The sequence below is a fragment of the Acidovorax sp. A79 genome (assembly GCF_041154505.1).
GTDB lineage: Bacteria > Pseudomonadota > Gammaproteobacteria > Burkholderiales > Burkholderiaceae_C > Acidovorax.
The window spans coordinates 2,954,174-2,978,710 of the sequence record NZ_AP028672.1; the positions used below are offsets into that span (position 1 = coordinate 2,954,174).

Annotated in this window: 22 protein-coding genes; 13 read left to right on the top strand and 9 right to left on the bottom strand. The window is 61.9% G+C overall.

All coding sequences use genetic code 11. From position 1 onward, the window contains the following. Positions 1-77: 77 nt before the first annotated feature. The 7 genes from ACAM51_RS13530 to rpmH all read right to left on the bottom strand — a co-directional run bounded on the left by ACAM51_RS13530 (position 78) and on the right by rpmH (position 5,971). Positions 78-1,004 carry a hypothetical protein gene (locus ACAM51_RS13530; RefSeq protein ID WP_369640905.1) on the bottom strand — a complete coding sequence of 309 codons (927 nt, stop codon included), beginning with the start codon at positions 1,002-1,004 and terminating at the stop codon, positions 78-80. Between the two features lie 110 nt (positions 1,005-1,114). Beyond that, positions 1,115-1,606: a Crp/Fnr family transcriptional regulator gene (locus ACAM51_RS13535; protein ID WP_218296331.1), complete on the bottom strand. Its 492-nt coding sequence runs from the start codon at positions 1,604-1,606 to the stop codon at positions 1,115-1,117. 122 nt (positions 1,607-1,728) lie between these two features. After that, on the bottom strand, positions 1,729-3,159 hold the full coding sequence (mnmE, locus tag ACAM51_RS13540; protein WP_369640906.1) for a tRNA uridine-5-carboxymethylaminomethyl(34) synthesis GTPase MnmE: 1,431 nt from the start codon (positions 3,157-3,159) through the stop codon (positions 1,729-1,731). 95 nt (positions 3,160-3,254) lie between these two features. Then, positions 3,255-4,961, bottom strand: a complete 1,707-nt coding sequence (gene yidC / locus ACAM51_RS13545; RefSeq protein ID WP_369640907.1) for a membrane protein insertase YidC — start codon at positions 4,959-4,961, stop codon at positions 3,255-3,257. After that, entirely contained in the window at positions 4,958-5,251 is a 294-nt protein-coding gene (gene yidD / locus ACAM51_RS13550; protein ID WP_218296334.1) for a membrane protein insertion efficiency factor YidD, read from the bottom strand. Before yidD ends, yidC begins: the two co-directional genes overlap by 4 nt. Then, complete coding sequence (locus ACAM51_RS13555) at positions 5,251-5,763, bottom strand: ribonuclease P protein component (protein ID WP_369640908.1); 513 nt, start codon at positions 5,761-5,763, stop codon at positions 5,251-5,253. The genes yidD and ACAM51_RS13555 overlap by 1 nt, the downstream gene beginning before the upstream one ends. A gap of 73 nt (positions 5,764-5,836) precedes the next feature. Then, complete coding sequence (rpmH, locus tag ACAM51_RS13560; RefSeq protein WP_005798102.1) at positions 5,837-5,971, bottom strand: 50S ribosomal protein L34; 135 nt, start codon at positions 5,969-5,971, stop codon at positions 5,837-5,839. Positions 5,972-6,392: 421 nt separating this feature from the next. On the opposite strand from rpmH, the gene dnaA reads away from it, so the two are divergent. The 10 genes from dnaA (at position 6,393) to ACAM51_RS13610 (ending at position 21,972) form a co-directional block, all read left to right on the top strand. Continuing rightward, on the top strand, positions 6,393-7,817 hold the full coding sequence (dnaA, locus tag ACAM51_RS13565; RefSeq protein WP_218296336.1) for a chromosomal replication initiator protein DnaA: 1,425 nt from the start codon (positions 6,393-6,395) through the stop codon (positions 7,815-7,817). Positions 7,818-7,947: 130 nt separating this feature from the next. Further along, positions 7,948-9,066, top strand: a complete 1,119-nt coding sequence (gene dnaN / locus ACAM51_RS13570; RefSeq protein WP_218296337.1) for a DNA polymerase III subunit beta — start codon at positions 7,948-7,950, stop codon at positions 9,064-9,066. A gap of 176 nt (positions 9,067-9,242) precedes the next feature. Next, the gene (gene gyrB, locus ACAM51_RS13575) at positions 9,243-11,858 is read left to right on the top strand and encodes a DNA topoisomerase (ATP-hydrolyzing) subunit B (protein ID WP_218339354.1); all 2,616 of its coding nucleotides are present in this window, start codon (positions 9,243-9,245) and stop codon (positions 11,856-11,858) included. Positions 11,859-12,058: 200 nt separating this feature from the next. Further along, complete coding sequence (locus ACAM51_RS13580; RefSeq protein WP_369640909.1) at positions 12,059-12,307, top strand: MazG-like family protein; 249 nt, start codon at positions 12,059-12,061, stop codon at positions 12,305-12,307. 418 nt (positions 12,308-12,725) lie between these two features. Continuing rightward, positions 12,726-14,288 carry a type I restriction-modification system subunit M gene (locus tag ACAM51_RS13585; protein ID WP_369640910.1) on the top strand — a complete coding sequence of 521 codons (1,563 nt, stop codon included), beginning with the start codon at positions 12,726-12,728 and terminating at the stop codon, positions 14,286-14,288. After that, complete coding sequence (locus tag ACAM51_RS13590) at positions 14,285-15,475, top strand: restriction endonuclease subunit S (RefSeq protein WP_369640911.1); 1,191 nt, start codon at positions 14,285-14,287, stop codon at positions 15,473-15,475. Before ACAM51_RS13585 ends, ACAM51_RS13590 begins: the two co-directional genes overlap by 4 nt. A gap of 1 nt (position 15,476) precedes the next feature. After that, the gene (locus tag ACAM51_RS13595) at positions 15,477-16,664 is read left to right on the top strand and encodes an AAA family ATPase (protein WP_369640912.1); all 1,188 of its coding nucleotides are present in this window, start codon (positions 15,477-15,479) and stop codon (positions 16,662-16,664) included. Positions 16,665-16,710: 46 nt separating this feature from the next. Continuing rightward, entirely contained in the window at positions 16,711-17,760 is a 1,050-nt protein-coding gene (locus ACAM51_RS13600; RefSeq protein WP_369640913.1) for a YhcG family protein, read from the top strand. After that, positions 17,753-20,851, top strand: a complete 3,099-nt coding sequence (locus tag ACAM51_RS13605; RefSeq protein ID WP_369640914.1) for a type I restriction endonuclease subunit R — start codon at positions 17,753-17,755, stop codon at positions 20,849-20,851. The genes ACAM51_RS13600 and ACAM51_RS13605 overlap by 8 nt, the downstream gene beginning before the upstream one ends. Further along, positions 20,848-21,972 carry a suppressor of fused domain protein gene (locus tag ACAM51_RS13610; RefSeq protein WP_369640915.1) on the top strand — a complete coding sequence of 375 codons (1,125 nt, stop codon included), beginning with the start codon at positions 20,848-20,850 and terminating at the stop codon, positions 21,970-21,972. The genes ACAM51_RS13605 and ACAM51_RS13610 overlap by 4 nt, the downstream gene beginning before the upstream one ends. A 66-nt stretch (positions 21,973-22,038) precedes the next feature. Here ACAM51_RS13610 and ACAM51_RS13615 read toward each other — a convergent pair whose 3' ends face one another. Then, positions 22,039-22,536, bottom strand: coding sequence for a hypothetical protein (locus ACAM51_RS13615; protein WP_369640916.1), 498 nt, complete (start codon positions 22,534-22,536; stop codon positions 22,039-22,041). Between the two features lie 217 nt (positions 22,537-22,753). Here ACAM51_RS13615 and ACAM51_RS13620 point away from each other — a divergent pair, with 217 nt between their 5' ends. Continuing rightward, positions 22,754-23,167 (top strand): YkgJ family cysteine cluster protein, encoded by a 414-nt coding sequence (locus ACAM51_RS13620; RefSeq protein ID WP_369640917.1) that lies wholly within the window; start codon positions 22,754-22,756, stop codon positions 23,165-23,167. 92 nt (positions 23,168-23,259) lie between these two features. On the opposite strand, the gene ACAM51_RS13625 is transcribed toward ACAM51_RS13620, so the two are convergent. Beyond that, positions 23,260-23,586: an acylphosphatase gene (locus ACAM51_RS13625; protein WP_369640918.1), complete on the bottom strand. Its 327-nt coding sequence runs from the start codon at positions 23,584-23,586 to the stop codon at positions 23,260-23,262. A gap of 147 nt (positions 23,587-23,733) precedes the next feature. Here ACAM51_RS13625 and ACAM51_RS13630 point away from each other — a divergent pair, with 147 nt between their 5' ends. Both ACAM51_RS13630 and ACAM51_RS13635 read left to right on the top strand, forming a co-directional pair. Next, positions 23,734-24,024 carry an ATP-binding protein gene (locus ACAM51_RS13630; protein WP_218339347.1) on the top strand — a complete coding sequence of 97 codons (291 nt, stop codon included), beginning with the start codon at positions 23,734-23,736 and terminating at the stop codon, positions 24,022-24,024. Between the two features lie 67 nt (positions 24,025-24,091). Continuing rightward, on the top strand, positions 24,092-24,529 hold the full coding sequence (locus ACAM51_RS13635) for an OsmC family protein (protein ID WP_218296345.1): 438 nt from the start codon (positions 24,092-24,094) through the stop codon (positions 24,527-24,529). The last annotated feature ends 8 nt before the right edge of the window (positions 24,530-24,537 follow it).

Consider the following 24,537-nt stretch of genomic DNA (forward strand, 5'->3'; position numbering starts at 1 on the left):
CGCCACGGCACCACCTTCGGCCCCCCCTTTCGACGACCCGGGGGAATGCAGGACCTTCGGGTCCCGCCCCGGGGTGTTCAGTTCAGCTCGCCGTACTGGGTGCTGCTCAGGTCGGGTGCGGGGCTGTCGGCACCCGGCATTTCCGTGTCTTCAAAGCCCGTGGGCTGGGCAGGGGGCAGCAGCGGCCCCGAGCGCACCGGCACGCCGGGCTTGGCGGCCGCGGCGGGCACGGCCACGGCGGAAGCCCCGGCCGCCGTGGCCAGGGCGCGTTTGAACGCCGCCACTTCGTCCGCCTCGATGGGCTCGTAGCGCGGAGCGGGGCGGGGCGCCGCGGCCGCCGCAACGACCGGTGGCGGCACCTGCGGAGCCGCCGCCGCAGGGCGCAGTGCTGCGGCCGCCGGGGCCGCGGCGGCGCCAGCCGGGGGCACGACAGGCGCCGCCGGGCGCACCGGCGCAGCCCCCACGGGGGCGGGTGCCGCCCCAGCCGGCAACGGCCGCCGGGCCAGGGGGGGCGCCGCCTGCAGGGACGCGCCCTGGGGCGCCACGCCCTTCTGGGGAATCCCCACCGCCACATGGTCGTTGATGCGCCAGTAGACGGCCGTCACCAGGATGTCGTAGCGGGTCTTGGCGGTCTGTGCGATCAGCGCCTCGATCTCGGACAGGCGCACGGTCTCGCCGCCGTATTCGCGTGCCAGATCCATCATCACCAGGAACTGGCGGCCGCGCTGGTCCAGCGAGAGCACCTTGAACTTGTAGCTGGCCGACAGCACGCCGGCACGCACCATCGCATCGCGCACCACGGTGTAGAGCAGTTCGCGGCGCTCCATGCGCTCGTTCTTGCGGTTGGCGGCGTGTTCGGGCGGCAGCGGCTCCACCAGGGGCTTGCCCTGTCGGCCTGGCGAGAGTGGCACCGTGGCATCGGCATTCAGCAAGCCCGACGGTTCGGCCATGGACCGGGGCTTGGGGGGGGCGGGTTTGCGGCTAAACCAACTGAACAGGGACATGGCTTGCTTTCTACGGGACGGCGCCAGAAAAATCCAAATCGAGTGTAACTTGCTGTACACCCGTTCGCGCCCCACGAAAGCCCGCAGGAGCTGACAGTCCGGGGGGTCTGTCAGGTGGCCGCAACGCGGCGGCGGCGGTTGCCCAGCCGCTTGGCCAGCACGGCCCCCGCGGCCATCACCAGGCCCAGCGCGATGGCGGGCTGGCGGATCGACAATTCGGTGAAACGGATCGCCGGCAGGCTCCACAGCTTGCAGGGCGCGCTGGCCTGCACGGTGGCGCTGCGGGCGCGGTGCGAAAAGAACGCGCCTTCGCCGACCACCGAGCCCGCGCCCACGATGGCCAGGCGCAAACGTTCCTTCTCGTCCTGGTAGTGCACGCTCAGGCTGCCGCTTTCCACCAGGTACAGGGTGCGGTCCGTGGCGCCCTGGGTGAACAGCACCTGCCCGGCGGGCATGACCACGGGCAGGAGGTACGACGACAGCACATCCCACTGCGCGGGGGTCAGCGGGTTGGTCATGCTGTCGTCTGCACTGGCCTGTGCAATGGCATCGATCAGACCTTGCAGGTCCACCTTGGAAACAACCGGCGTGGGAACATTCATGGTGCGCCGAAAGTACCCTTGTTACAGATGGGACACAAGCGTTGGTAACGTCCGTTTACAACATTCGCGACAAGCGGCGGCGTGGGCTCCTTGGCCGGATGCCGCCGGCCGCCTCGCGCCCTTCATTTGCCGATGCAGAAGCTGGAAAAGATGACGCCCAGCAGGTCGTCCGAACTGAATTCGCCCGTGATGGCGCTCAGGGCGTTCTGGGCCAGGCGCAGCTCCTCGGCCAGCAGGTCCAGCGCCGGGCCCTGCGCCTGCAGCTGGTCGGCCGCCTCCTGCAGATGGGCCCCCACGGCCTGCAGCGCCTGCACATGCCGGGCCCGGGCGATGTAGATGCCCTCCGGCGCGGACTGCCACCCCGCCACCTCCAGCAGCAGGCGCCGCAGGCTGTCGAGCCCCTCGCCCGTGCGGGCCGACAGGCGCACCCCCGGCCGGGCGCTCGCTCCCGCAGGAGCCCCGGGCACGCCCCGGGGAGCCCGGTCCAGCTTGTTCCAGACATCGATGACGGGGATGCTTCCAGGCAGTTTCTGGGCCAGTGCGCTTTCTATACCTGCGTCGGCAGCTATGTAATCAATAGCATCCGCGCGCTCCAGGTCGTGCAGGAACAGCACCGCGTCGGCCCCCGCGATCTCGTCCCAGGCGCGCGCGATGCCGATGCGCTCCACCTCGTCGCTGCTGTCCCGCAGGCCCGCGGTATCGATGATGTGCAGCGGCACGCCCTCGATCTGGATGGTCTGCTGCACCTTGTCGCGCGTGGTGCCCGCAATGGGCGTGACGATCGCCAGTTCGGCCCCGGCCAGCGCGTTGAGCAGCGAGCTCTTGCCCGCGTTGGGCTGGCCCGCGATGACGACCTTGATGCCCTCGCGCAGCAGCGCGCCCTGGCGCGCGCGCTGCATCACGGAGGCCAGCGTTTGCTGCAATTTCGATAGCTGCCCGTGCGCATCCGCCTTGCGCAGGAAGTCGATTTCTTCTTCAGGAAAATCGAGCGTGGCCTCCACCAGCATGCGCAGGTGGATCAGCGCGTCACGCAGGCTGTGGATTTCCGCAGAGAAAGCGCCCGTCAGCGACCGGCTGGCGCTGCGGGCCGCAGCCTCGGTGCTGGCATCAATGAGGTCGGCAATCGCCTCGGCCTGTGCGAGGTCGATCTTGTCGTTCAGGAAAGCCCGCTCGGTGAACTCGCCCGGCTGCGCCACGCGCAGGCCCGGCAGGCAGGCCTGGCCGGTGGTGATGTCGGTCTCGGCGCCAGCCTGCAGGCAGCGCGCCAGCAGCAGCTGCAGCACCACGGGGCCGCCGTGGGCCTGCAGCTCCAGCACGTCCTCGCCGGTGTAGCTGTGCGGGCCGGGGAAATACAGCGCCAGCCCCTGGTCGATGGCCTGGCCTTGCGCATCCCGGAACGGCAGGTAGGTGGCCTCGCGGGGCTTCAGCATACGGCCGCACAGCGCCTGCACCAGCGCACCGATGGCGCGGCCCGAGACCCGCACGATGCCGACGGCCCCGCGTCCCGGAGCGGTGGCGATGGCGACGATGGGGTCATGGTGGCGGGCAAGCATGGTGGCGACTGTACAAGGTTGATGGACAAGAAAAAGGCCGCTTGCGCGGCCTTTCGGGGGGTCAGTTCATGGATGTCAGCGTTGCCGCTGTGGCATCACTTGAAACGGGGAAGGTTGAACTGCGGTGGCACGCCCATGCGGGTGTTGATGAGCCACTGCTGCGCAATCGACAAGATGTTGTTGGTCAGCCAGTACAGCACCAGGCCGGCCGGGAAGAAGAAGAACATCACGCTGAAGATCAGCGGCATGAACCACATCATCTTGGCCTGCATCGGGTCGGGTGGCGCGGGGTTCAGGGCCGTCTGCAGCAGCGAGCTGGCCGTCATCAGCAGGGGCAGGATGAAGAACGGGTCGGGCGTGGACAGGTCGCGGATCCAGCCGATCCAGGGCGCGTTGCGCATTTCCACGCTGGACAGCAGCACCCAGTACAGCGCGATGAACACGGGGATCTGGATCATGATGGGGAAGCAGCCGCCCATGGGGTTGACCTTTTCCTCGCGGTAGATGCGCATCATCTCCTGCTGCATCTGCTGCGGCTTGTCCTTCAGACGCTCGCGCATCTCCATGATCTTGGGGTTGATGGCCTTCATCTTGGCCATGCTGGCGTAGGCCTTGGCGTTGAGCCAGTAGAACGCAATCTTGAGCAGCAGCACCAGGGCCACGATGGACCAGCCCCAGTTGTTCAGGAGCTTGTGCAGCTGGTCGAGCAGCCAGTACAGCGGCTTGGACAGGATGGTGAGCCAGCCGTAGTCCTTGACCAGCTCCAGCCCGGGGTAGAGCTTTTCCATCATGGTCTCCACCTGCGGGCCGGCGAACAGGCGCGCGTCCACGGTCTTGCTCGCGCCCGGCTCGATGGCGCCCAGCGAGGTGAGCATGCCCACGGAGTACAGGTTGGTGTCCACCTTGCGGGTGAAGGGCTCGCGCTGCACGCCGTCGGCCAGCAGCCAGGCCGTGGCGAAGTAATGCTGCACCATGGCGACGTAGCCGTTGGGCGCATCCTTGGGGATGTCGACCTTGCCGTTCTCGATGTCCTTGAACTCGATCTTCTGGTACTTCTTGGCCTCGGTGAAGACCGCGGGGCCGGTGAAGGTGGAGTAGAACGAAGACTCTCCGGGCGGCTTGTTGCCGTCGCGCACCAGTTGCAGGTACAGCTGGGGTGACACGGCGGCGCTGCCGGTGTTCACGACCTCGTGCTTGACGGCAATGTCGTAGGCGCCGCGCTTGATGGTCCAGGTCTTGGCCAGCTTCACGCCACCTTGCACGGGCGATTCGAAGCGGATGCTGATTTCGTCTTCGCCGTCCTTGAGCTCGCGGGGGCCGGGCACCACGGTCATCGCGGTCTTGTGGGTGGGGAAGGTGCCGCCGATCAGGCCCGTCTGCGCCACGTAGACACGCTGCGCGCTCTCGTCCAGCAACAGGAAATTGCGGGTCTTGTCCGCCATGTCCGCGTGCTGCAGCAGCTCGGCATGCGTGAGCGATCCGCCCTCGCTGTCAAACGTCAGCCGGTACAGGTCGGTCTTGACCTCCACGCGTTCGCGCGCGGCCGGAGCAGCCGCGGGCGCCAGCTGGCCAGGCACCGCCGAGGCACCCTGCGCCGCAGCCGCCACCGGCGCGCTGGAGGCGGGGACGCTGGCCGCGCCGGTGGCGCTGGACGCGGCGCCCTGGGCGGCAGGCGCCGTCACCGTCGGCGTGGAGGGGAAAAAGGTGGCCTTGTTGCCGTTGTGCAGCTGCCACTTGTCCCACAGCAGAACCATGGAAAAGCCAAAAATCACCCACAGGATGGTGCGGCGAATGTCGTTCATGAAGACTTCTTTGGTGAGGATGGTTGGGTGTTGGAATCAGAAAGCCGCGAGAACAGCCGCATGCTGCGCGGCAATTGTTGCGGGACCGGGTCATGGCCCCCGTCACACCAGGGGTGGCAGCGTACCAGCCTGCGCACCGTGAGATAGCTGCCTGCCGCGGCGCCGTGCCGTTCCAGCGCCTGCAGCGAATAGGCCGAACAGGTGGGCTCGAAGCGGCAGGCAGACCCCAGCCAGGGGCTGAGGAACAGCCGATAGCCCTTGACCACGCCCATCAGCAGGCGCTGCATCATCATGGCGCAACCACCTCTGCCACCACGGGCGAAGCGGGGGCCGAGGCCGCCGCAGCACCGCCCGACCGCCGGGCGGCATGGCCAAACAGCTGCAGCAACTCTGCACGCACCGCCTGCTTGAGCTGGTCGGACGTGGCGCTCACGAACTGCTTGCGGTCAAACGCCGTGCGCAGACGCACCACATGGGCCGCCTGCGGAAGCCGCGCCTCGAACGTGGCGCCCACGGTGTAGATCTGTCGCTTGATGGTATTGCGCGTCACGGCGCGGCGCGCCCAGCGCTTGGGCACCATGGCACCCAGCCAGACGCCCTGCACGGCAAACAGGGCCTGCGGCCCTTGCGTTGGCGGCAAGGAACCGGGCCCTGTGGGTGCGGCAGCACTGGCGGCCCCGCTGGCAGGGTTGCTGCCAGCGGCGTCCAGCACCAGGCGGTGCAGCGCAAAATGCGCTGTGCGGGAGACAGTGCCCCCCGCCATCGCGGCCTGGAACTGCGGACGGGTTTTCAGCCTGTGCATGCAAGCGCCCCGTTTGGAACCTGGCGGTACAAGCCGGGAACAGGCGGGGAGCAGGCCGTAGACCGTAGCGGCCTTAGACGGCCAGGCGCTTGCGGCCCTTGGCGCGGCGTGCGTTGATAACGGCACGGCCGCCGCGGGTCTTCATGCGGACGAGGAAACCGTGGGTGCGCGCGCGGCGGGTCTTGGAGGGCTGGTAAGTACGTTTCATGATGCTATTCCTTGAGGTTCAGTTCCGGACTGCTGCTCTTGAACCCCCTGCGGCCTGCAACCCGCGCCATATGAAACAGCACTCTGGAGGCAGACCCACGGGGGCAGAAATAACGGCGCGCCGGGTCAAATCACCCTGAACACATTCAGGGAAACCCAAAATTATCGCAGGCTTGGCCGCTGCTGGCAATGCCTTTTGGCTGGCGGGCCTTTCCAGCAGGCCCCGCAACAGCCCTGCGCGCGGCGGCCGGCCTGTGCCGCGCGGCCGCCATCCGCAGCCAGCGCGCACCACAGCCCGGGCAGAAATTCAACCCCAGGAAACACCCGGATGCGGTGCCCGCCAAATTGTGGATAACTCCTTGACAAGCTACAATCCCCCGCCCAGTACCGTTCCTCCTATCCACAACAAGAATCTCCCTGAAATGACCGAGGAACCCTCCCGCAGCCCCCTTCCATCACCCGGCGCAGACGCCGGCCAGGGCCTGTGGCAAGCCTGCGTAGAGCAACTGGCGCAAGACCTGCCCGAACAACAGTTCAACACCTGGATCAAGCCCCTGGTGGCCCAGGTGGCCGAGGACTTCTCCAAGGTGACCGTGCTGGTGGGCAACCGCTTCAAGCTCGACTGGATCCGTGCCCAGTATGCGGGCCGCATCGCCGCCCTGCTCGAGGGCCTGTACGGCCAGCCCGTCACCCTGGAGTTAGCGCTTGCTCAGCGCGAATCCGTTGCCCGTACTTATGTGCGCCCTGCGGCATCGGAGCCATCGAACACCGCCGCCCCCGCTGAATCGCCGGCCAGCAGCAGCGATGACGCCTCGGCCGGCGCGTTCCGCAACCGGCTCAATGCCGCCCTGACGTTCGAGACCCTGGTGGAGGGCACGGCCAACCGCATGGCGCGTTCGGCGGCCATGCACGTGGCCGGTATGCCGGGCCATCTGTACAACCCGCTGTTCATCTATGGCGGCGTCGGCCTGGGCAAGACCCACCTGGTGCACGCTGTGGGTAACCGCCTGCTGCAGGACAGGCCCGACGCCAAAGTTCTCTACATCCATGCCGAGCAGTTCGTGTCGGATGTGGTTAAGGCCTACCAGCGCCGCACCTTCGACGAGTTCAAGGAGCGCTACCACTCGCTCGACCTGCTGCTCATCGATGACGTGCAGTTCTTCGCCAACAAGGACCGCACGCAGGAAGAATTCTTCAATGCGTTCGAGGCCCTGCTGGCCAAGAAGTCGCACATCGTGATGACCTCGGACACGTATCCGAAGGGCCTGGCCAACATCCACGAGCGGCTGGTCTCGCGCTTCGACTCGGGCCTCACGGTCGCCATCGAGCCGCCCGAGCTCGAGATGCGCGTGGCCATCCTGATCAACAAGGCCCGCGTCGAAGGCACCGAGATGCCCGAGGAAGTCGCCTTCTTCGTGGCCAAGAACGTGCGCTCCAACGTGCGCGAGCTCGAAGGCGCGCTGCGCAAGATCCTCGCGTACTCGCGCTTCAACCAGAAGGAAATCTCCATCCAGCTGGCCCGCGAGGCGCTGCGCGACCTGCTGTCGATCCAGAACCGGCAGATCAGTGTGGAAAACATCCAGAAGACGGTGGCCGACTACTACAAGATCAAGGTCGCCGACATGTACAGCAAGAAGCGCCCGGCCAGCATTGCCCGGCCGCGCCAGATCGCGATGTACCTGGCCAAGGAACTGACGCAAAAGAGTCTTCCCGAGATCGGAGAATTGTTTGGCGGGCGCGACCACACCACGGTTTTGCACGCCGTGCGCAAGATTTCCGGAGAGCGCCAGCAGCTCACGGAACTGAACCAGCAATTGCACGTGCTGGAGCAGACGCTGAAAGGCTAAAAAGGCGTGATCGAGGCCCCCCAGAGAAACGGCTCCGTTAAGGGGCAAAATGACGGGTTGTGCAGCAGGGGGAGGCACGACCCGTGCCGCTGTCCAAGCTCCGTTCCAAAAACCACAAGAGGTTGATGACATGATCGTCCTGAAGGCAACACAAGACAAGGTTCTCGCGGTACTGCAGTCCGTGGCTGGCATCGTCGAGCGCCGGCACACCCTGCCCATCCTGGCCAACGTGCTGATCCGCAAGACGGGCAACGCCCTGCAGCTGACGACCAGCGACCTCGAAATCCAGATCCGCACCACGGCAGAACTGGGCGGCGACACCGGCGACTTCACCACCACGGTGGGCGCGCGCAAGCTCATCGACATCCTGCGCACCATGCCCGGCGACCAGACAGTGAGCCTGGAGTCGGCCCAGTCCAAGCTCATCCTCAAGGGCGGCAAGAGCCGCTTCACGCTCCAGAGCCTGCCGGCCGAGGACTTCCCGCTGGTGCAGGAATCCGCCGCCTTCGGCCCCGTGTTCGCCGTGCCGCAAAAAACGCTGAAGGACCTGCTGGGCCAGGTGTCGTTTGCGATGGCGGTGCAGGACATCCGCTACTACCTCAACGGCATCCTGTTCGTGGCCGAGGGCAAGCAGCTGTCCCTGGTGGCCACCGACGGCCACCGCCTGGCGTTCGCCAGCGCGACGCTGGATGTGGAAGTGCCCAAGCAGGAAGTCATCCTGCCACGCAAGACCGTGATCGAGCTGCAGCGCCTGCTGAGTGACGCGGGTGGCGAGAACCAGCCCCACATCGAGATGCAGTTCGCCAACAACCAGGCCAAGTTCACCTTTGGCGGCATGGAGTTCGTCACCAAGCTGGTCGAGGGCAAGTTCCCCGACTACAACCGCGTGATCCCCAAGAACCACAAGAACAGCATCACCCTGGGCCGCGCGCCGCTGCTGGCCAGCCTGCAGCGCACCGCCATCATGACCAGCGACAAGTTCAAGGGCGTGCGCCTGAACCTGGAGCCCGGCACCCTGCGCGTGGCGTCGAACAACGCCGAACAGGAAGAGGCCGTGGACGAGCTCGACATCGACTACGGTGGCGACACCATCGAGATCGGCTTCAACGTGACCTACCTCATCGACGCCCTGGCCAACATGGGCCAGGACATGGTGAAGGTGGAGCTCTCGGACGGCAACAGCTCCGCGCTGATGACCATCCCCGAGAACGACAGCTTCAAGTATGTGGTGATGCCGATGCGCATCTAGCCCTGCGCCCGCCATCGGTGGGCGTGAGGTTGCGATGCCCCGCACCCCGCCCCAGGCAGCCCACCAAAGAAGCTACATTTTTGATAGCTGCCAGCGCTTATTGAATAAGCGCTAGAGCCCAGTTTGACCATTGAACACATTGGAAACCCCGGTTTCCACGGATCCCAAGGCCCACCATGACCGCTGACAACATCCCCTCCGAGCCCGAAGCCACCGGCGTCTCCGGCCATGTTGAGCCCACCCTCGCCAAGATCGACACCAACCAGGCAGGGGCCAGCGAAAGCTACGGCGAAGGCGCCATCACCATCCTGGAAGGCCTGGAGGCCGTGCGCAAGCGCCCCGGCATGTACATCGGTGACACGAGCGACGGCACCGGCCTGCACCACCTGGTGTTCGAGGTGGTCGACAACTCCATCGACGAAGCCCTGGCCGGCCACTGCGACGACATCGTCGTCACCATCCATTCCGACAACTCCATCAGCGTCACCGACAACGGCCGGGGCATTCCGACCGGCGTGAAGATGGACGACAAGCACGAGCCCAAGCGCTCGGCCGCCGAGATCGCGCTGACCGAACTGCACGCGGGCGGCAAGTTCAACCAGAACAGCTACAAGGTCTCCGGGGGCCTGCACGGCGTGGGCGTGAGCTGCGTGAACGCGCTCAGCAAGATGCTGCGCCTGACCGTGCGCCGCGAAGGCAAGGTGCACGCGCTGGAGTTCAGCAAGGGCTTCGTGCAGAACCGCATCGTGCAGACGGTGGACGGCGTGGAAGTCTCGCCCATGCAGGTGCTGGACGACACCGACAAGCGCGGCACCGAAGTGCACTTCTTGCCCGACACCGAGATCTTCAAGGAGAACAACGAGTTCCACTACGAGATCCTGGCCAAGCGCCTGCGCGAACTCTCGTTCTTGAACAACGGCGTGCGCATTCGCCTGAAGGACGAGCGCAGCGGCAAGGAAGACGACTTCTCGGGCGCTGGCGGCGTGCGTGGCTTTGTGGAGTTCATCAACAAGGGCAAGACCGTCCTGCACCCCACCTCGTTCTACGCGGCCGGCGAGCGCCCGGCCGAGACGTATGGCGGCATCCCTGGCACCCACATCGGCGTGGAAGTGGCCATGCAGTGGAACAGCGCGTACAGCGAGCAAGTGCTGTGCTTCACCAACAACATCCCCCAGCGTGACGGCGGCACCCACCTCACCGGCCTGCGCGCCGCGATGACCCGCGTCATCAACAAGTACATCGAAGAAAACGAGTTCGCCAAGAAGGCCAAGGTCGAAGTGACCGGTGACGACATGCGCGAAGGCCTGTGCTGCGTGCTGAGCGTGAAGGTGCCCGAGCCCAAGTTCAGCAGCCAGACCAAGGACAAGCTGGTATCGAGCGAAGTGCGCGCCCCCGTGGAAGACATCGTGGGCAAGCTGCTCACCGACTACCTGCAGGAGCGCCCGGCCGACGCCAAGATCATCTGCGGCAAGATCGTGGAAGCCGCCCGCGCCCGCGAAGCCGCCCGCAAGGCCCGCGAAATGACCCGCCGCAAGGGCGTGCTCGACGGCATGGGCCTGCCCGGCAAACTGGCCGACTGCCAGGAAAAAGACCCCGCGCTGTGCGAGATCTACATCGTCGAGGGTGACTCCGCCGGCGGCTCTGCCAAGCAAGGCCGCGACCGCAAGTTCCAGGCCATCCTGCCCCTGCGCGGCAAGATCCTGAACGTGGAAAAAGCCCGCTACGAAAAGCTGCTGACCAGCAACGAAATCCTCACGCTGATCACCGCCCTGGGCACCGGCATCGGCAAGGCCGGCGGCACGACGGGTGGCGACGACTTCGACGTGGCCAAGCTGCGCTACCACCGCATCATCATCATGACCGACGCCGACGTGGACGGCGCCCACATCCGCACCCTGCTGCTGACCTTCTTCTACCGCCAGATGCCCGAGCTGGTCGAGCGCGGCCACATCTACATCGCCCAGCCGCCGCTGTACAAGGTGAAGGCCGGCAAGGAAGAGCTGTACCTGAAGGACGCGCCCGCGCTCGACGGCTTTTTGCTGCGCATCGCGCTGAACCACGCCAGCGTGACCACCGGCGGCGCCAACCCGCAAACGCTGGCTGGCGACACCCTGGCCGAACTGGCGCGCAAGCACCAGATCGCTGAAAGCGTGATCGCCCGCCTGGGCAACTTCATGGACGCCGAGGCCCTGCGCGCGATTGCCGACGGCGTGAGCCTCAAGCTCGACACCGTGGCCGACGCCGAAGCCAGCGCCGTGGCCCTGCAGGCCAAGCTGCGCGAACTGAACACCACCGGCGCCCCCGCCGAAGTGGCCGGTGAATTCGACGTGCGCACCGACAAGCCCCTGCTGCGCATCAGCCGCCGCCACCACGGCAACATCAAGAGCAGCGTCATCACGCAAGACTTCGTGCACGGCGCCGACTACGCCGCCCTGGCCGAAGCCGCCGAAACCTTCCGCGGCCTGCTGGGCGAGGGCGCCAAGGCCCTGCGCGGCGAGGGCGAGAAGCAGAAGGAAGAAAAAGTCGGCGACTTCCGCCAGGCCATGAAGTGGCTGATCAGCGAAGCCGAACGCAGCACATCCCGCCAGCGCTACAAGGGCCTGGGCGAAATGAACCCCGAGCAGCTGTGGGAAACCACGATGGACCCCAACGTGCGCCGTTTGCTGCGTGTGCAAATTGACGATGCGATCGAAGCGGACCGCGTGTTCACGATGCTGATGGGGGATGAAGTGGAGCCGCGGCGGGACTTCATTGAGACGAATGCGCTGCGGGCGGGGAATATTGACGTGTGAGCCAGCCCGCTACGTCGTAGTGGTGCACTAATAAACAAAAACGCCCGGCCAACACCCGGGCGTTTTTTCATCAAGCTCGTCTTCTATCTATGCCTCAAGACCCCTCCACAACACCAGCCACAGCGCCTACCACCACCCTGCAGCAACTGGCCCTGCGCCTACAAGACTTCGCGCAGCAGCGCAACTGAGGCCAGTTCCATTTGCCCAAGAACCTGGCGTCTGCGTTGATCGTGGAAGCCGGCGAGCTGCTGGAGCACTTTCAGTGGCTGACCGAGGAGCAAAGCCGCAACCTGCCGGCTGACAAGAAACAGGCCGTTGCGTATGAGATGGCAGATGTGCTGCTGTACTTTGTGCAGATGGTCACTGCGCTGGAGGTTGATTTGATTGAGACGGCGCATGCCAAGGTGGGGATCAAGGGACAGAAATACCCTGTGGATCAGGCACGGTGAAGCAGTCGCAAGTACGCCGAGCAGTAATCACCGCTTGAGCCGGCACGAATCAGGTCACCCAAGCAACCAGAAACGACCCTCGATCCGATGTGCGTTACTTGCTGAGCGTGCAGATCGACGACGCCCGCGTGTTCACTCCAAAAGAGGCACTTCCTGTGATACCTCGGCGCTAGACTGTTGAGACTGCTTTGGACCGGCCCCTGGGTCGCTTGCCCTCCGACCGCTTTTGCCGGAGCGCAAATCCAGTTCATTGCGCCAACGCCTTAAATCTCATTGAACCGCGTCCTGTGCGTGGAGCGCAAGTAGACTTCCCAGCGCCTTGCGAGAGCAAGTAGCTCATCGCAATGATTTCGTTTTCGACAACGCTCGACAACCCAAAGCTCGCCCTTTTGCACCCAGGTATTGACACCAGAAAACCATGACAAGCATCCAACAACGCGCCGAACTGCAACGCCGCATCTGGCAAATCGCCAACGATGTGCGTGGTGCCGTAGATGGGTGGGACTTCAAGCAATACGTGCTTGGCACCCTGTTCTACCGCTTCATCAGCGAAAACTTTGCGGCCTACATCGAGGGCGGGGACGACAGCGTTAACTACGCAGCGCTGTCCGACCTCGTGATCACCCCCGAAATCCGCGACGACGCTGTCAAGACCAAGGGCTACTTCATCTACCCCAGCCAGTTGTTCGTCAATGTCGCGGCCAAAGCCAACACAAACGAAAGCCTGAACACCGACTTGGCCAAAATCTTTTCTCTCATTGAATCCTCTGCCATCGGTTACCCGTCAGAGCGCGACATCCGAGGCCTGTTTGCGGACTTTGACACCACCAGCAACCGCCTGGGCAACACCGTCAAAGACAAAAATGCCCGCCTGGCTGCCGTGCTCAAAGGCGTGGCCGATCTGGACTTTGGCACCTTTGACGACAGCCACATCGACCTGTTTGGCGACGCCTACGAGTTCCTCATCTCCAACTACGCCGCCAACGCTGGCAAATCGGGCGGCGAGTTTTTCACGCCGCAACAGGTCTCCAAGCTGATTGCCCAGTTGGCCATGCATGGGCAAACCAGCATCAACAAAATTTACGACCCGGCGTGTGGGTCGGGGTCCCTGCTGCTGCAAGCCAAAAAACACTTCGATCAACACATCATCGAAGACGGCTTTTTCGGCCAGGAACTCAACCACACCACGTACAACCTGGCGCGGATGAACATGTTCCTGCACAACGTCAACTACGACAAATTCAACATCCAGCTGGGCGACACCCTGACCGAGCCGCACTTTGGTGACGACAAGCCTTTTGACGCCATCGTCTCCAACCCGCCTTACTCAGTGAAGTGGAAAGGCTCGGACGACCCTACCCTCATCAATGATGACCGCTTTGCCCCGGCGGGTGTGCTGGCCCCTAAGTCCAAAGCCGACTTTGCCTTTGTGCTGCACGCGCTCAGCTACCTCTCAGCCAAAGGCCGCGCCGCCATCGTCTGCTTTCCTGGCATCTTTTACCGCAGCGGCGCCGAGCAGAAGATTCGCCAATATCTAGTGGACAACAACTATGTGGAGACGGTGATTGCGCTGGCCTCCAACCTTTTCTATGGCACCACGATCGCTGTGAACATACTGGTGCTGTCTAAACACAAGACCGACACCCACATTCAGTTCATCGACGCCAGCGGCAAAGACTACTTCGAGAAGGGAACCAACAACAACCTGCTGCTGGACGTTCACATCGACCAGATCATGGCGGTGTTCGACAGCAAGGCGAACGTGGATCACTTCGCCCGGTCAGTGTCATACGAGACCGTGACGGCTAACAACTACAACCTTTCAGTGAGCAGCTACATCGACGCCAGGGACAACCGCGAAGTGGTGGACATTGCTCAGCTCAATGCAGAGCTGAAAACTACAGTCGCCCGAATCGATCAGCTGCGCAAAGAAATAGATGCCATCGTCGCTGTATTCGAAGGCGAGGAGTCAGAGGCATGAGTCACATTGATGACCTAATCACCGAACACTGCTCGGGCGGGGTGGAATTCAAGCGTCTTGGCGACATTGTGCGTATCAAGAACGGCAAGGATCACAAGACGCTTGGCGATGGCGATTTTCCAGTTTACGGCTCCGGTGGAATCATGCGATATGCCGACACTTACGCCTACAAAAAGCCTTCAGTCTTGATTCCGAGGAAAGGCTCGCTTGGAAATCTGTTCTTCGTTGATGTTCCATTCTGGAATGTTGACACCATCTTCTACACAGAAATTGACGAAACACAGATTCACCCGAAATTTCTTTACTACTTCTTGACAACGGCAGGTCTAGGCGGAATGAACCAGGCGGGTGGTGTACCAAGCCAGACTCAATCCGTTTTGAACGAGTTAAAAATACCAGCTCCTCCACTTGAAGTGCAGCACGAAATCGTTCGCATACTGGACACCTTCACCGAGCTTACAGCCGAGCTTACAGCCGAGCTTACAGCCGAGCTTACAGCGCGAAAAATACAATACAAGCACTATCGCGACAGCTTGTTGCGTTTTGAAAACAAAAAAGTCGGATGGAAGCCGTTGGGTGAGATTGGAAAATTTATTCGTGGAAAGCGTTTTACCAAGGCTGATTTTGTAGAAAATGGCATCCCTGTCATTCACTACGGCGAGATATACACCAGGTATGGTGCTTTTGCTGATGAAGCATTTTCCCAAGTAGGAAGCGACCTGGCAGAAACGCTACGTTATGCAGAACCGGGTGACGTGGTAATCACCGACGTTGGCGAAACGGTGGAGGACGTCGGCAAGGCCGTTGCATGGCTTGGGGATGAAAAAGTGGCAATTCATGACCACTGCTACGCTTTTCGACATGCAATGGATCCGAAGTTTGTTTCCTATTGCATGCAAACATCGTCGTTCATTGCCGAGAAAGCCAAATACATTGCCAGAACCAAGGTCAATACCTTGTTGATCAACGGATTCGCCAAGATCGCTATACCCGTCCCCTTCCCGGATGACCCCGAAAAGTCACTGGCGGAACAGGCCCGAATCGTCGCCATCCTCGATAAATTTGATGCACTGACAAACTCCATCACCGAAGGCCTACCCCGTGAAATAGAGTTGCGCCAAAAGCAATACGAGTATTACCGTGATCTGTTATTGAGCTTTCCCAAGCCACCAGACGTAGAGGCATAACATGGGCAAGACGCTCGCGGAAATTGCTGAACAATTAGATGGAGCCAACAAAAAGGTGCAGTTGATCTATGCGTTCAACGGCACAGGCAAAACGCGCTTATCGCGAGAGTTCAAGCAACTGATTGCGACCAAAGATGATGAAGAAGCGGCCCCACTGGGGCTGTCACGCAACAAAATTCTTTATTACAACGCTTTCACTGAAGACCTGTTTTATTGGGACAACGACCTGAATGCGGATGCCGAACCCAAACTGAAGATTCAGCCCAATACCTTCACGGATTGGGTATTGGCGGAGCAAGGCCAAGACATGAACGTCATCACGACGTTTCAGCGCTACACCAACGACAAGCTGACTCCACATTTCAACGCGGAACACACAGAGCAAGGCGAAGACGAAAAACAGGTCACTGTTAAAGCCTTCTCAGAAGTCACCTTCACCATGGAGCGTGGCGATGCAACGCATTCAGGCTACCTCAAAATTTCAAAGGGTGAAGAAAGCAACTTCATTTGGAGTATTTTCTTTACGCTATTGGAATTGGTGGTCGGCGTTTTGAATGTGGCTGAGCCTGAGGATCGTGAGACAGATCAATTCAATCAACTGAAATATGTCTTTATCGATGACCCGGTCAGCTCTTTGGATGAAAATCATCTCATTCAGCTGGCGGTAGACTTGGCGCAACTGATCAAGTCCAGCGAGTCTGAAATCAGGTTCGTCATCACCACCCACAATCCACTTTTTTATAACGTGCTGTTCAATGAATTGAACAGTGATGATGGTAGCTACAAGAAGAAGTTTTTTGACAAACACCGGCTTGTCAAATTTGAGGATGGTAGCTATGACCTCATCAACCAGTCTAACGACTCCCCATTTTCCTACCATCTGTATTTGAAGACAGAGCTTGAAAAGGCAATTGAATCAGGCCAAGTGAGCAAGTATCACTTCAATTTTTTGAGAAATATTCTAGAAAAGACCTCTACTTTCCTAGGCTATAAGAAGTGGGGTGATTTGCTGCCAAAAACCGATGACGGAAGAACCAACCCGTATGAGGCACGGATCATCAATATCTCCAGCCATTCAAAACATGCAGGTGAAGAGGTGGCGGAGCTGACAGAAGACGACAAGCGTGTGTTGGCGTATCTGGTGCGGCAGATCAATGACATGTACCGCTTTAGTTCGACCGCTGGCTGAACGAAGAAGCGCTCTGGTTTTCAAGATGGCATTGAAGGATGACGGCATGAGCGAAATCACCCACCACACCGACTACCGGCAGGCCATTGCTGCCATCAAGCAGCGTATTCAAGCATCGCAAACCCGCGCCGTCTTGGCGGTGAATGCCGAGTTGCTGAACTTGTATTGGGACATTGGCCGCCAGCTGGACGCTTGGCAGCGCGAACGCGCCTGGGGTTCGGCAGTGGTGGAGCAAATGGCGCTGGACCTGCAAGCCACCTACCCCGGCATGAAGGGCTTCTCACGCACCAGCCTGTTTGCCATGCGGCAGTTTTATGCGTTCTTCAGCCCTCAGTTTGAAGTTGTCCCACAGCCTGTGGGACAAATGCCGTGGGGGCATGTGCGCACCCTGCTGGCCAAGGTGAAGTCTTTAGAGCTGGTGTTGCTGTATGCGCAGGCCTGCATCGAGCATGGCTGGAGCCGCAACGTGCTGGAGTGGCAGATTGAGCAGCGCTTTCATGAGCGCGCCGGTAAGGCCGTAGGCAACTTTGCTCAGACGCTGCCAGCACCCCAGTCAGAGCTGGTGCAGCAAAGCCTGAAAGACCCTTATGTGTTCGACTTCTTGACCCTGACCCCGCAGGCGGTGGAGCGGGATATTGAGAACCAGTTGGTGGCGCAGATCACCCGGTTTCTGCTAGAGCTGGGCAAGGGCTTTGCATTCCTTGGGCGGCAATATCCGCTGGTGGTAAATGGCAGAGACTACTTTCTGGACTTGTTGTTCTATCACGCACGGCTGAAGTGCTATGTAGTGATTGAGCTGAAGGCGGGCGAGTTCAAACCCGAGTACGTGGGCAAACTCAACTTCTACCTTTCGGCGGTAGACGACCAGCTGCGCGCTGAGGGGGACCAGCCGACCATCGGCCTGATCCTGTGCAAAGACAAAGACAAGCTGGATGTGGAATACGCCCTGCGCGACATCAACAAACCGATGGGCGTGAGCTCATTCATCACCAAAGACATTCCCCTGTCGGTGCAGTCGCAGCTGCCGACGGTGCAAGAGATTGAGAGCGAGCTGACCGCGCTGATTCACAACGATGAGAGCAAGCCGAATGAGTGACTACAAGACCATTGCCGAATCCAAAAACTTCATCGTTCTGGACAAGTACACGAAGGAATGGCAAACCAATGAGAGCTACCAGAGTGAGGGTGATCTGGAGCGGGAGTTCATTCAAGACCTGGTCCATCAAGGTTATGAGGCTCCGCCAGGCCTTAACACACCTGCTGCCTTGCTGGCCAATGTGCGCGTGCAGCTACAAGCGCTCAACAACGTGCAGTTTGCCGATGCCGAGTGGCAGCGCTTTGTGGAAACTTGGCTGGACAAGCCTAGCGATGGCATTGTTGAGAAGACGCGCAAGATTCACGATGACTATGTGCATGACTTCGTGTTTGACGATGGCCGCATCCAGAACATCTACCTGCTGGACAAAAAGAACATCGCCCGCAACAAGGTGCAGGTCATCAAGCAGTTTGAGCAAGCAGGCTCACATGCCAACCGGTATGACGTGACCATTTTGGTCAACGGTCTGCCGCTGGTGCAGGTGGAATTGAAGAAGCGCGGCGTGGCGATTCGTGAAGCCTTTAACCAAGTGCACCGCTACAGCAAGGAAAGCTTTAACAGCGAGCATTCTCTGTTCAAGTATCTGCAGTTGTTTGTTATCTCCAACGGCACCGACAGCCGTTACTTTGCCAACACCACCCAGCGCAACAAGAACAGTTTCGACTTCACCATGAATTGGGCGAAGGCGGACAACAGCCTGATCAAGGACCTGAAGGACTTCACAGCCACTTTCTTTCAGAAGCACACGCTGCTCGATGTGCTGCTGCACTACTCGGTGTTTGATGTCAGCAACACGTTGCTGGTGATGCGCCCGTACCAGATTGCCGCAACGGAACGCATTCTGTGGAAGATAAAAAACAGCCATCAGGCCAAGAGCTGGAGCAAAACGGAAAGCGGCGGCTTCATCTGGCACACCACCGGCTCGGGCAAGACGCTGACCAGCTTCAAGGCAGCGCGCCTGGCCACCGAGTTGGACTTCATCGACAAAGTGTTCTTCGTGGTGGACCGCAAGGATCTGGACTACCAGACCATGAAGGAGTACCAGCGCTTTTCACCGGACAGCGTGAACGGCTCGGACAGCACGGCGGGCCTGAAACGCAACCTGGAGAAGGACGACAACAAGATCGTTGTGACCACCATCCAAAAGCTCAACAACCTGATGAAGAGCGAGGCTGACTTGCCCATCTACGGTAAGCAAGTGGTGTTCATTTTTGACGAGTGCCATCGCAGCCAGTTTGGCGAAGCCCAGAAAAACTTGAGGAGGAAGTTCAAGAAGTTCTGTCAGTTTGGATTCACCGGCACGCCCATCTTCCCGGAGAACGCATCGGGCGCTGAGACCACTGCCAGCGTGTTTGGCCGTGAATTGCATTCGTACGTGATCACGGATGCGATTCGAGACGAGAAGGTCTTGAAGTTCAAGGTGGACTACAACGATGTACGCCCGCAATTCAAGGCCATCGAAACCGAGCAGGATGAGAAGAAGCTGGGCGCGGCGGAGAACAAGCAAGCCCTGCTGCACCCGGATCGCATCCGCGAGATCACCCAGTACATCCTGAACAACTTCCGGCAAAAGACCCACCGCCTGCACGCGGGCAACAAAGGCTTCAACGCCATGTTTGCAGTCAGCAGCGTGGATGCTGCCAAGCTGTACTACGAGTGCTTCCGAGAGTTGCAGAAGACCAGCGACAAGCCGCTGAAGGTAGCCACCATCTTCTCGTTCGCCGCCAACGAAGAGCAGGACGCGATTGGCGACATCCAGGACGAGAGCTTTGATGTTTCGGCCATGAATAGCAGCGCCAAGGAGTTCCTGAGCGCAGCTATCGCCGACTACAACGCGCTGTTCAAGACCAACTTCAGCGTGGACAGCAACGGCTTTCAGAACTACTACCGAGATCTGGCCAAACAGGTGAAGGCCAAGGAAGTCGACCTGCTCATCGTGGTGGGCATGTTCCTGACCGGCTTTGATGCACCCACGCTCAACACGCTGTTTGTCGACAAGAACCTGCGCTTCCACGGCCTGATGCAGGCCTACTCGCGCACCAACCGCATCTTCGACGCTACCAAGACCTTCGGCAACATCATCACTTTCCGCGACCTGGAGCAGGCGACCATCGATGCCATCACCCTGTTCGGTGACACCAACACCAAGAACGTGGTGCTGGAGAAGAGCTATAAGGAGTACATGGAAGGCTTCACCGATGCGACCACCGGTGAGGCGCGGCGAGGCTTCATGGATGTGGTGACGGAACTGGAAACACGCTTTCCAGACCCCGCAGCCATTGAAAAGGAGGCCGACAAGAAGGCCTTCGCCAAGCTGTTTGGTGAGTATTTGCGCGTGGAGAATGTGCTTCAAAACTACGACGAGTTTGCCAGCTTGAAGGAGTTGCAAAACGTCGATCTTGCCGACCCTGCCGCAGTAGAGGCGTTCAAAGCCAAGCACTATCTGAGCGATGAAGATCTGACGGCGCTGCAAACCATCACGCTCCCGGCTGAGCGGAAAATTCAGGACTACCGCTCGACCTACAACGACGTGCGCGACTGGCTGCGCCGTGAAAAGGCCGGGGCCGAGAAAGAGAAGTCCACCATCGACTGGGATGACGTGGTATTTGAGGTGGATCTGCTCAAATCTCAGGAAATCAACCTGGACTACATCCTTGAACTGATCTTTGAGCACAACAAGAAGGTCAAGAGCAAATCGGAGCTGGTGGATGAAGTGCGCCGGGTGATTCGCGCAAGCTTGGGCAATCGCGCGAAAGAGGGCTTGCTGGTGGACTTCATCAACCAGACCGATTTGGATCAGATTGGCGACAAAGCCAGCGTGATTGATTCTTTCTTCATCTTTGCGCAGACGGAGCAGCAGCGCGAAGCGCAAGAGTTGATCACTGCCGAGAATCTGAATCCTGAGGCAGCACGGCGCTATATCGCCACCTCGCTCAAACGGGAATTCGCCAGCGACAACGGCACAGAGCTCAACACCGTGCTGCCAAAAATGAGCCCTTTGAATCCGCAGTACCTGACCAAAAAGCAAGGTGTGTTTCAGAAAATCGCCGCGTTTGTCGAGAAATTTAAAGGTGTGGGGGGGCAGGTATGACCTCAACCACAACAGAAGACGACACCGACGCCCCCTCCCCCGGCTGGGACGCCATCTCCGCCCGCCTGGACCAGCTCTACCCCGGCCAGGAGCCCAAGCACTTTGGCACGCTGATCTCGCACATGCTGGGCGGGCCAGACCCGCTGGACGGCATTAGCGCGTGGCGGCGCACAGACCCGGTGCCGCACTGGCACTTTGTGACCTATGGACTGAGCGAGCTATATGCCAAGGAGTCCGATGACCCGGAGGTGAGCGGCTACGGGTTCGAGCTGACCTTTCGGCTGGCCATGGAGCCGGGCGAGGTGGCTGCAGACCCCAACGCCGAGCCACCGGCCTGGGCGCTGAATTTTCTGCAGAACCTGGCGCGCTATGTGTTCCAGAGCGGCAATGTGTTTCGCGATGGGCACTGGATGACGGCCAATGGCCCGATTGCGCTGGAACGGGCCACGCAGATCTGCTCCATGGGCTTTGTGACCGACCCGGAACTGGCCGGGCCGCTGGCCACGCCCAATGGCTCCGTGGATTTCTTGCAGGTGGTGGGCTTCACACTGGAGGAAGAGCGCGCGGCCAAGCAGTGGCGCACGCGCAATCTGCTGGAGGTGCTGCTACCCCACATGCCGCTGTGGGTGACCGACCTGGGCCGCGCGTCGCTGCTGGCCCACCCGGCGGTGAGGCAGCAGGTAGAAGAGGGGCTGTGGCGCGATGGGTCGGCCAGCGGGTTCCTCTTTACCGATGTGCTGGGCGTCAAACAAGTGAAACGACTGCTGCGCAAACCCATCACGCTGATCACCCTGGGTGCGCGGCAGGTGGAGGAACTGGTGACCCTGTTGCCGCTACGCCTGCCGTTTGGCCGCACGCTGCGGGTGGCGGGGCATGAGTGGCAGCTGCTGCTAGAGCCTGCTGCGGCCGGCGCCGATGGTAGCAACGCGGTGGAGTGGCAGGGCGAGAGCGAGAACGCCTTGGTGCTGCGCCTGACCGATGCCACGGTGCAGCAACTGGCGCAGACGCTGGAGCCCCGCCAGGGCAGCTATGTGCTGCCGCTGTTGCCGCAGGTGGAGTGGGTGGTGCAGAAGACGACGATCAAGGACTCGACCGGCAAGGTCGTTGATGTAATCGGCTGAGGCTGATCAGCTGTAGCTCAACGCAGCGGCTTCGGACCGCGCCACACGGGTTTGCATTCAACCCTCTCACTCCTGCTTCGTCTGCTTCCAAATCCGATCCGCCCTTTCCCAAGCCGCCTTCGCTGCAGGCTCAGCCTCCAGCCAGCTCAGCCGGCTCGACTGGCGGTCCGTGTCCCAGCGCTGCTGCAGGTGGCCGCGGGCCTCGTTCCAGTCGCGGCCACTGCGATCGATCACGCTTTGATAGCCGTGGCGGTACGCAGGCGCATAGTCGTCGTAGGTATAGGCATCCGAGTAGTACGGCTCCCGGCCGTACGCGTCGCGCCAGTAGGCGTCTTCATCCGTGGGGTTGACCGCTTCGGCCGCGCCCTTGCCGGCCAGGCCGCCGACGACGGCGCCGACCACTGCGCCCACGGCGGAGCCGATGGGGCCGCCGATGGAGCCAGCGGCTGCGCCCGTGACGGCGCCGCCTGCGGCACCGATGCCCGTGCCGATGGGGTGGGCGCCCGGCTCCTTGGTGATGGGGTCCAGGTTCAGGTCGCGGGTGGGGTCTTGGGGATGGGTCATGGTGGTCTCCTGTAGGTAGGGGTAGGGGTGGATACGTCCAGAACCCCATGGTCTTCGCCGCCGCGCCACACTGGCGTAGGCCAAGCGCCACATGAGGCGACAGCTTTTGGGGACCATGGCCATGGGCGTCATTGCGCCCAGCGCCAGCGGGTGGCCGCAATGACTGAGTGGGCAGCGCCACATCGGCGGCCGGCCACCCAGGCACAATCGCAACCCCATGCGCTCCCCCATTTCCATCGTCGACGTAGACCGCCTCGACACCTGGACCCGCTATCGCCCAGGCCTGTGCGACACCTGCGCGGCCAACTGCTGCACGATGCCGCTCGAAGTGCAGCTGGCAGACCTGGTGCGGCTGGAGCTGGTGGACCCGTTCGAGGCCGAGCATGAAGAGCTGCGGCACCTTGCCAGGCGGCTGCTCAAGGCGCGGCTGATCGACCACTTCAACCACAAGAACGCGATCTTCACGATGGCGCGGCGGGCCAGTGGGGACTGTAACTTTCTCGACCCCAAGACGCGGCTGTGCACGGTGTACGACAAGCGGCCCGAGACGTGCCGGCTGCATCCGCAGAAGAAGAGCCCCAAGCCGGGGTACTGCGCCTACGGGGCGCGGGATCTGCAGCGCAGGGGTTGAGCGGCGGGCACCCGGGCCTGCCTGTCGCCAGGCCACGCTATTTGCCGGAGGGCGCACGGCCGGCCGCCGCAGCGCCAGCCCGCGCGCTACCGCTACACCGTCTCCCTTTGGACAAAGCCCGCCACGGGCTCGGCGGGCTCGGCCACGGTGCCCACGTCCACCGCGTCCACCCGCGCCTGCGGCGGGCCGTGGCGGGCCCAGTCGATGAGGGACTGCACGGCATCGGCGGGGCCGGTGGCCAGGGCTTCCACGCTGCCGTCGCGGCGGTTGCGCACCCAGCCCTGCACACCGCGCTGCAGGGCGGCCTGCACCAGGGACCAGCGGTAGCCCACGCCCTGCACATGCCCCCGGATCAGAAGGTGCCGGGTGACGGTGGTGGTGTTGCCGCTGTTGCTGGTGGTACTGCCGCTGTGGTGCATGGGCGCACTGTATCGCCAGCGCGGGGCGTTGACCACGTGCGCGCCATGGCGGTGCTCGACCGGCCGGATGCGGCGCGCTAAGCTGCGCCATGGCAGCCGCGGGCTTCGTCCAGCCCTGCCACCCCCTCGCACTGTCCAGGCCACCACATGAACGCCCCCCGCAAGGCCTTGCCCGCCATCGACACTGCCCGCTGCACGGGCTGCGGCTGGTGTGTGGCCGTGTGCGCGCCGCATGTGCTGTCGCTGCAGGTGCAGGGCCCGCAAGCCTGGGGCCCCAAGCGGTCCCGGCTGCATGACGCGGCGGCCTGCACCGGGTGTGCCTTGTGCGCGGTGCGGTGCCCGTTCGATGCGATCCGCATGGTGCGTGCGGGCCCCTTGCATGCGGTGCGGGACGATGCGGCGTTGTCCCACACCAGCGGCGGCGCGGCTGTGGTGTGATTCCAGGCCCGGGTTTCACCCGGGTGTTCACCACCCCACCATCGCATGCCAGAAAAGGAGCCACGCCATGCCTGAAAAGAAAGCCAGCGTTCACTGGGAAGGGGCCGGCAAGGCCGGCCAGGGCCAGATCAGCACCGAGACCGGCGCGCTGGACAAGTACCCCTATGGCTTTGCCAGCCGCTTTGGCGACGACCGCAAGGGCACCAACCCCGAGGAGATCCTGGGGGCGGCGCATGCGGCCTGCTTCACCATGGCGTTTTCGTTCGCCGCCGACAAGGCGGGCATCGCCACCGAAGCGGTGGACACCACCGCCAGCGTGCGCCTGTCCAAGGAGGGCGAAGGTTTTGTGATCGACCGCATCGCGCTCACGCTCACCGCCAAGGTGCCCGGGCTGGACGATGCGGCCTTCCAGAAACTGGCGGCCGATGCCAAGGCCAATTGCCCGCTGTCGAAGGCACTGGCCGCGGTGCCCGAGATCACGCTGACCGCCACGCTGGTGAAGTAGCCAACGGG

Coding starts and splice junctions, on each gene's coding strand:
- gyrB (WP_218339354.1), top strand. CDS start 9,243: ATGACCGCTGACAACATCCCCTCCGAGCCCGAAGCCACCGGCGTCTCC.
- ACAM51_RS13605 (WP_369640914.1), top strand. CDS start 17,753: ATGAGTGACTACAAGACCATTGCCGAATCCAAAAACTTCATCGTTCTG.
- ACAM51_RS13595 (WP_369640912.1), top strand. CDS start 15,477: ATGGGCAAGACGCTCGCGGAAATTGCTGAACAATTAGATGGAGCCAAC.
- ACAM51_RS13625 (WP_369640918.1), bottom strand. CDS start 23,586: ATGCACCACAGCGGCAGTACCACCAGCAACAGCGGCAACACCACCACC.
- ACAM51_RS13530 (WP_369640905.1), bottom strand. CDS start 1,004: ATGTCCCTGTTCAGTTGGTTTAGCCGCAAACCCGCCCCCCCCAAGCCC.
- dnaN (WP_218296337.1), top strand. CDS start 7,948: ATGATCGTCCTGAAGGCAACACAAGACAAGGTTCTCGCGGTACTGCAG.
- ACAM51_RS13535 (WP_218296331.1), bottom strand. CDS start 1,606: ATGAATGTTCCCACGCCGGTTGTTTCCAAGGTGGACCTGCAAGGTCTG.
- dnaA (WP_218296336.1), top strand. CDS start 6,393: ATGACCGAGGAACCCTCCCGCAGCCCCCTTCCATCACCCGGCGCAGAC.
- ACAM51_RS13610 (WP_369640915.1), top strand. CDS start 20,848: ATGACCTCAACCACAACAGAAGACGACACCGACGCCCCCTCCCCCGGC.
- ACAM51_RS13600 (WP_369640913.1), top strand. CDS start 16,711: ATGAGCGAAATCACCCACCACACCGACTACCGGCAGGCCATTGCTGCC.
- ACAM51_RS13620 (WP_369640917.1), top strand. CDS start 22,754: ATGCGCTCCCCCATTTCCATCGTCGACGTAGACCGCCTCGACACCTGG.
- mnmE (WP_369640906.1), bottom strand. CDS start 3,159: ATGCTTGCCCGCCACCATGACCCCATCGTCGCCATCGCCACCGCTCCG.
- yidD (WP_218296334.1), bottom strand. CDS start 5,251: ATGATGCAGCGCCTGCTGATGGGCGTGGTCAAGGGCTATCGGCTGTTC.
- ACAM51_RS13585 (WP_369640910.1), top strand. CDS start 12,726: ATGACAAGCATCCAACAACGCGCCGAACTGCAACGCCGCATCTGGCAA.
- rpmH (WP_005798102.1), bottom strand. CDS start 5,971: ATGAAACGTACTTACCAGCCCTCCAAGACCCGCCGCGCGCGCACCCAC.
- ACAM51_RS13635 (WP_218296345.1), top strand. CDS start 24,092: ATGCCTGAAAAGAAAGCCAGCGTTCACTGGGAAGGGGCCGGCAAGGCC.
- ACAM51_RS13615 (WP_369640916.1), bottom strand. CDS start 22,536: ATGACCCATCCCCAAGACCCCACCCGCGACCTGAACCTGGACCCCATC.
- ACAM51_RS13590 (WP_369640911.1), top strand. CDS start 14,285: ATGAGTCACATTGATGACCTAATCACCGAACACTGCTCGGGCGGGGTG.
- ACAM51_RS13555 (WP_369640908.1), bottom strand. CDS start 5,763: ATGCACAGGCTGAAAACCCGTCCGCAGTTCCAGGCCGCGATGGCGGGG.
- yidC (WP_369640907.1), bottom strand. CDS start 4,961: ATGAACGACATTCGCCGCACCATCCTGTGGGTGATTTTTGGCTTTTCC.
- ACAM51_RS13630 (WP_218339347.1), top strand. CDS start 23,734: ATGAACGCCCCCCGCAAGGCCTTGCCCGCCATCGACACTGCCCGCTGC.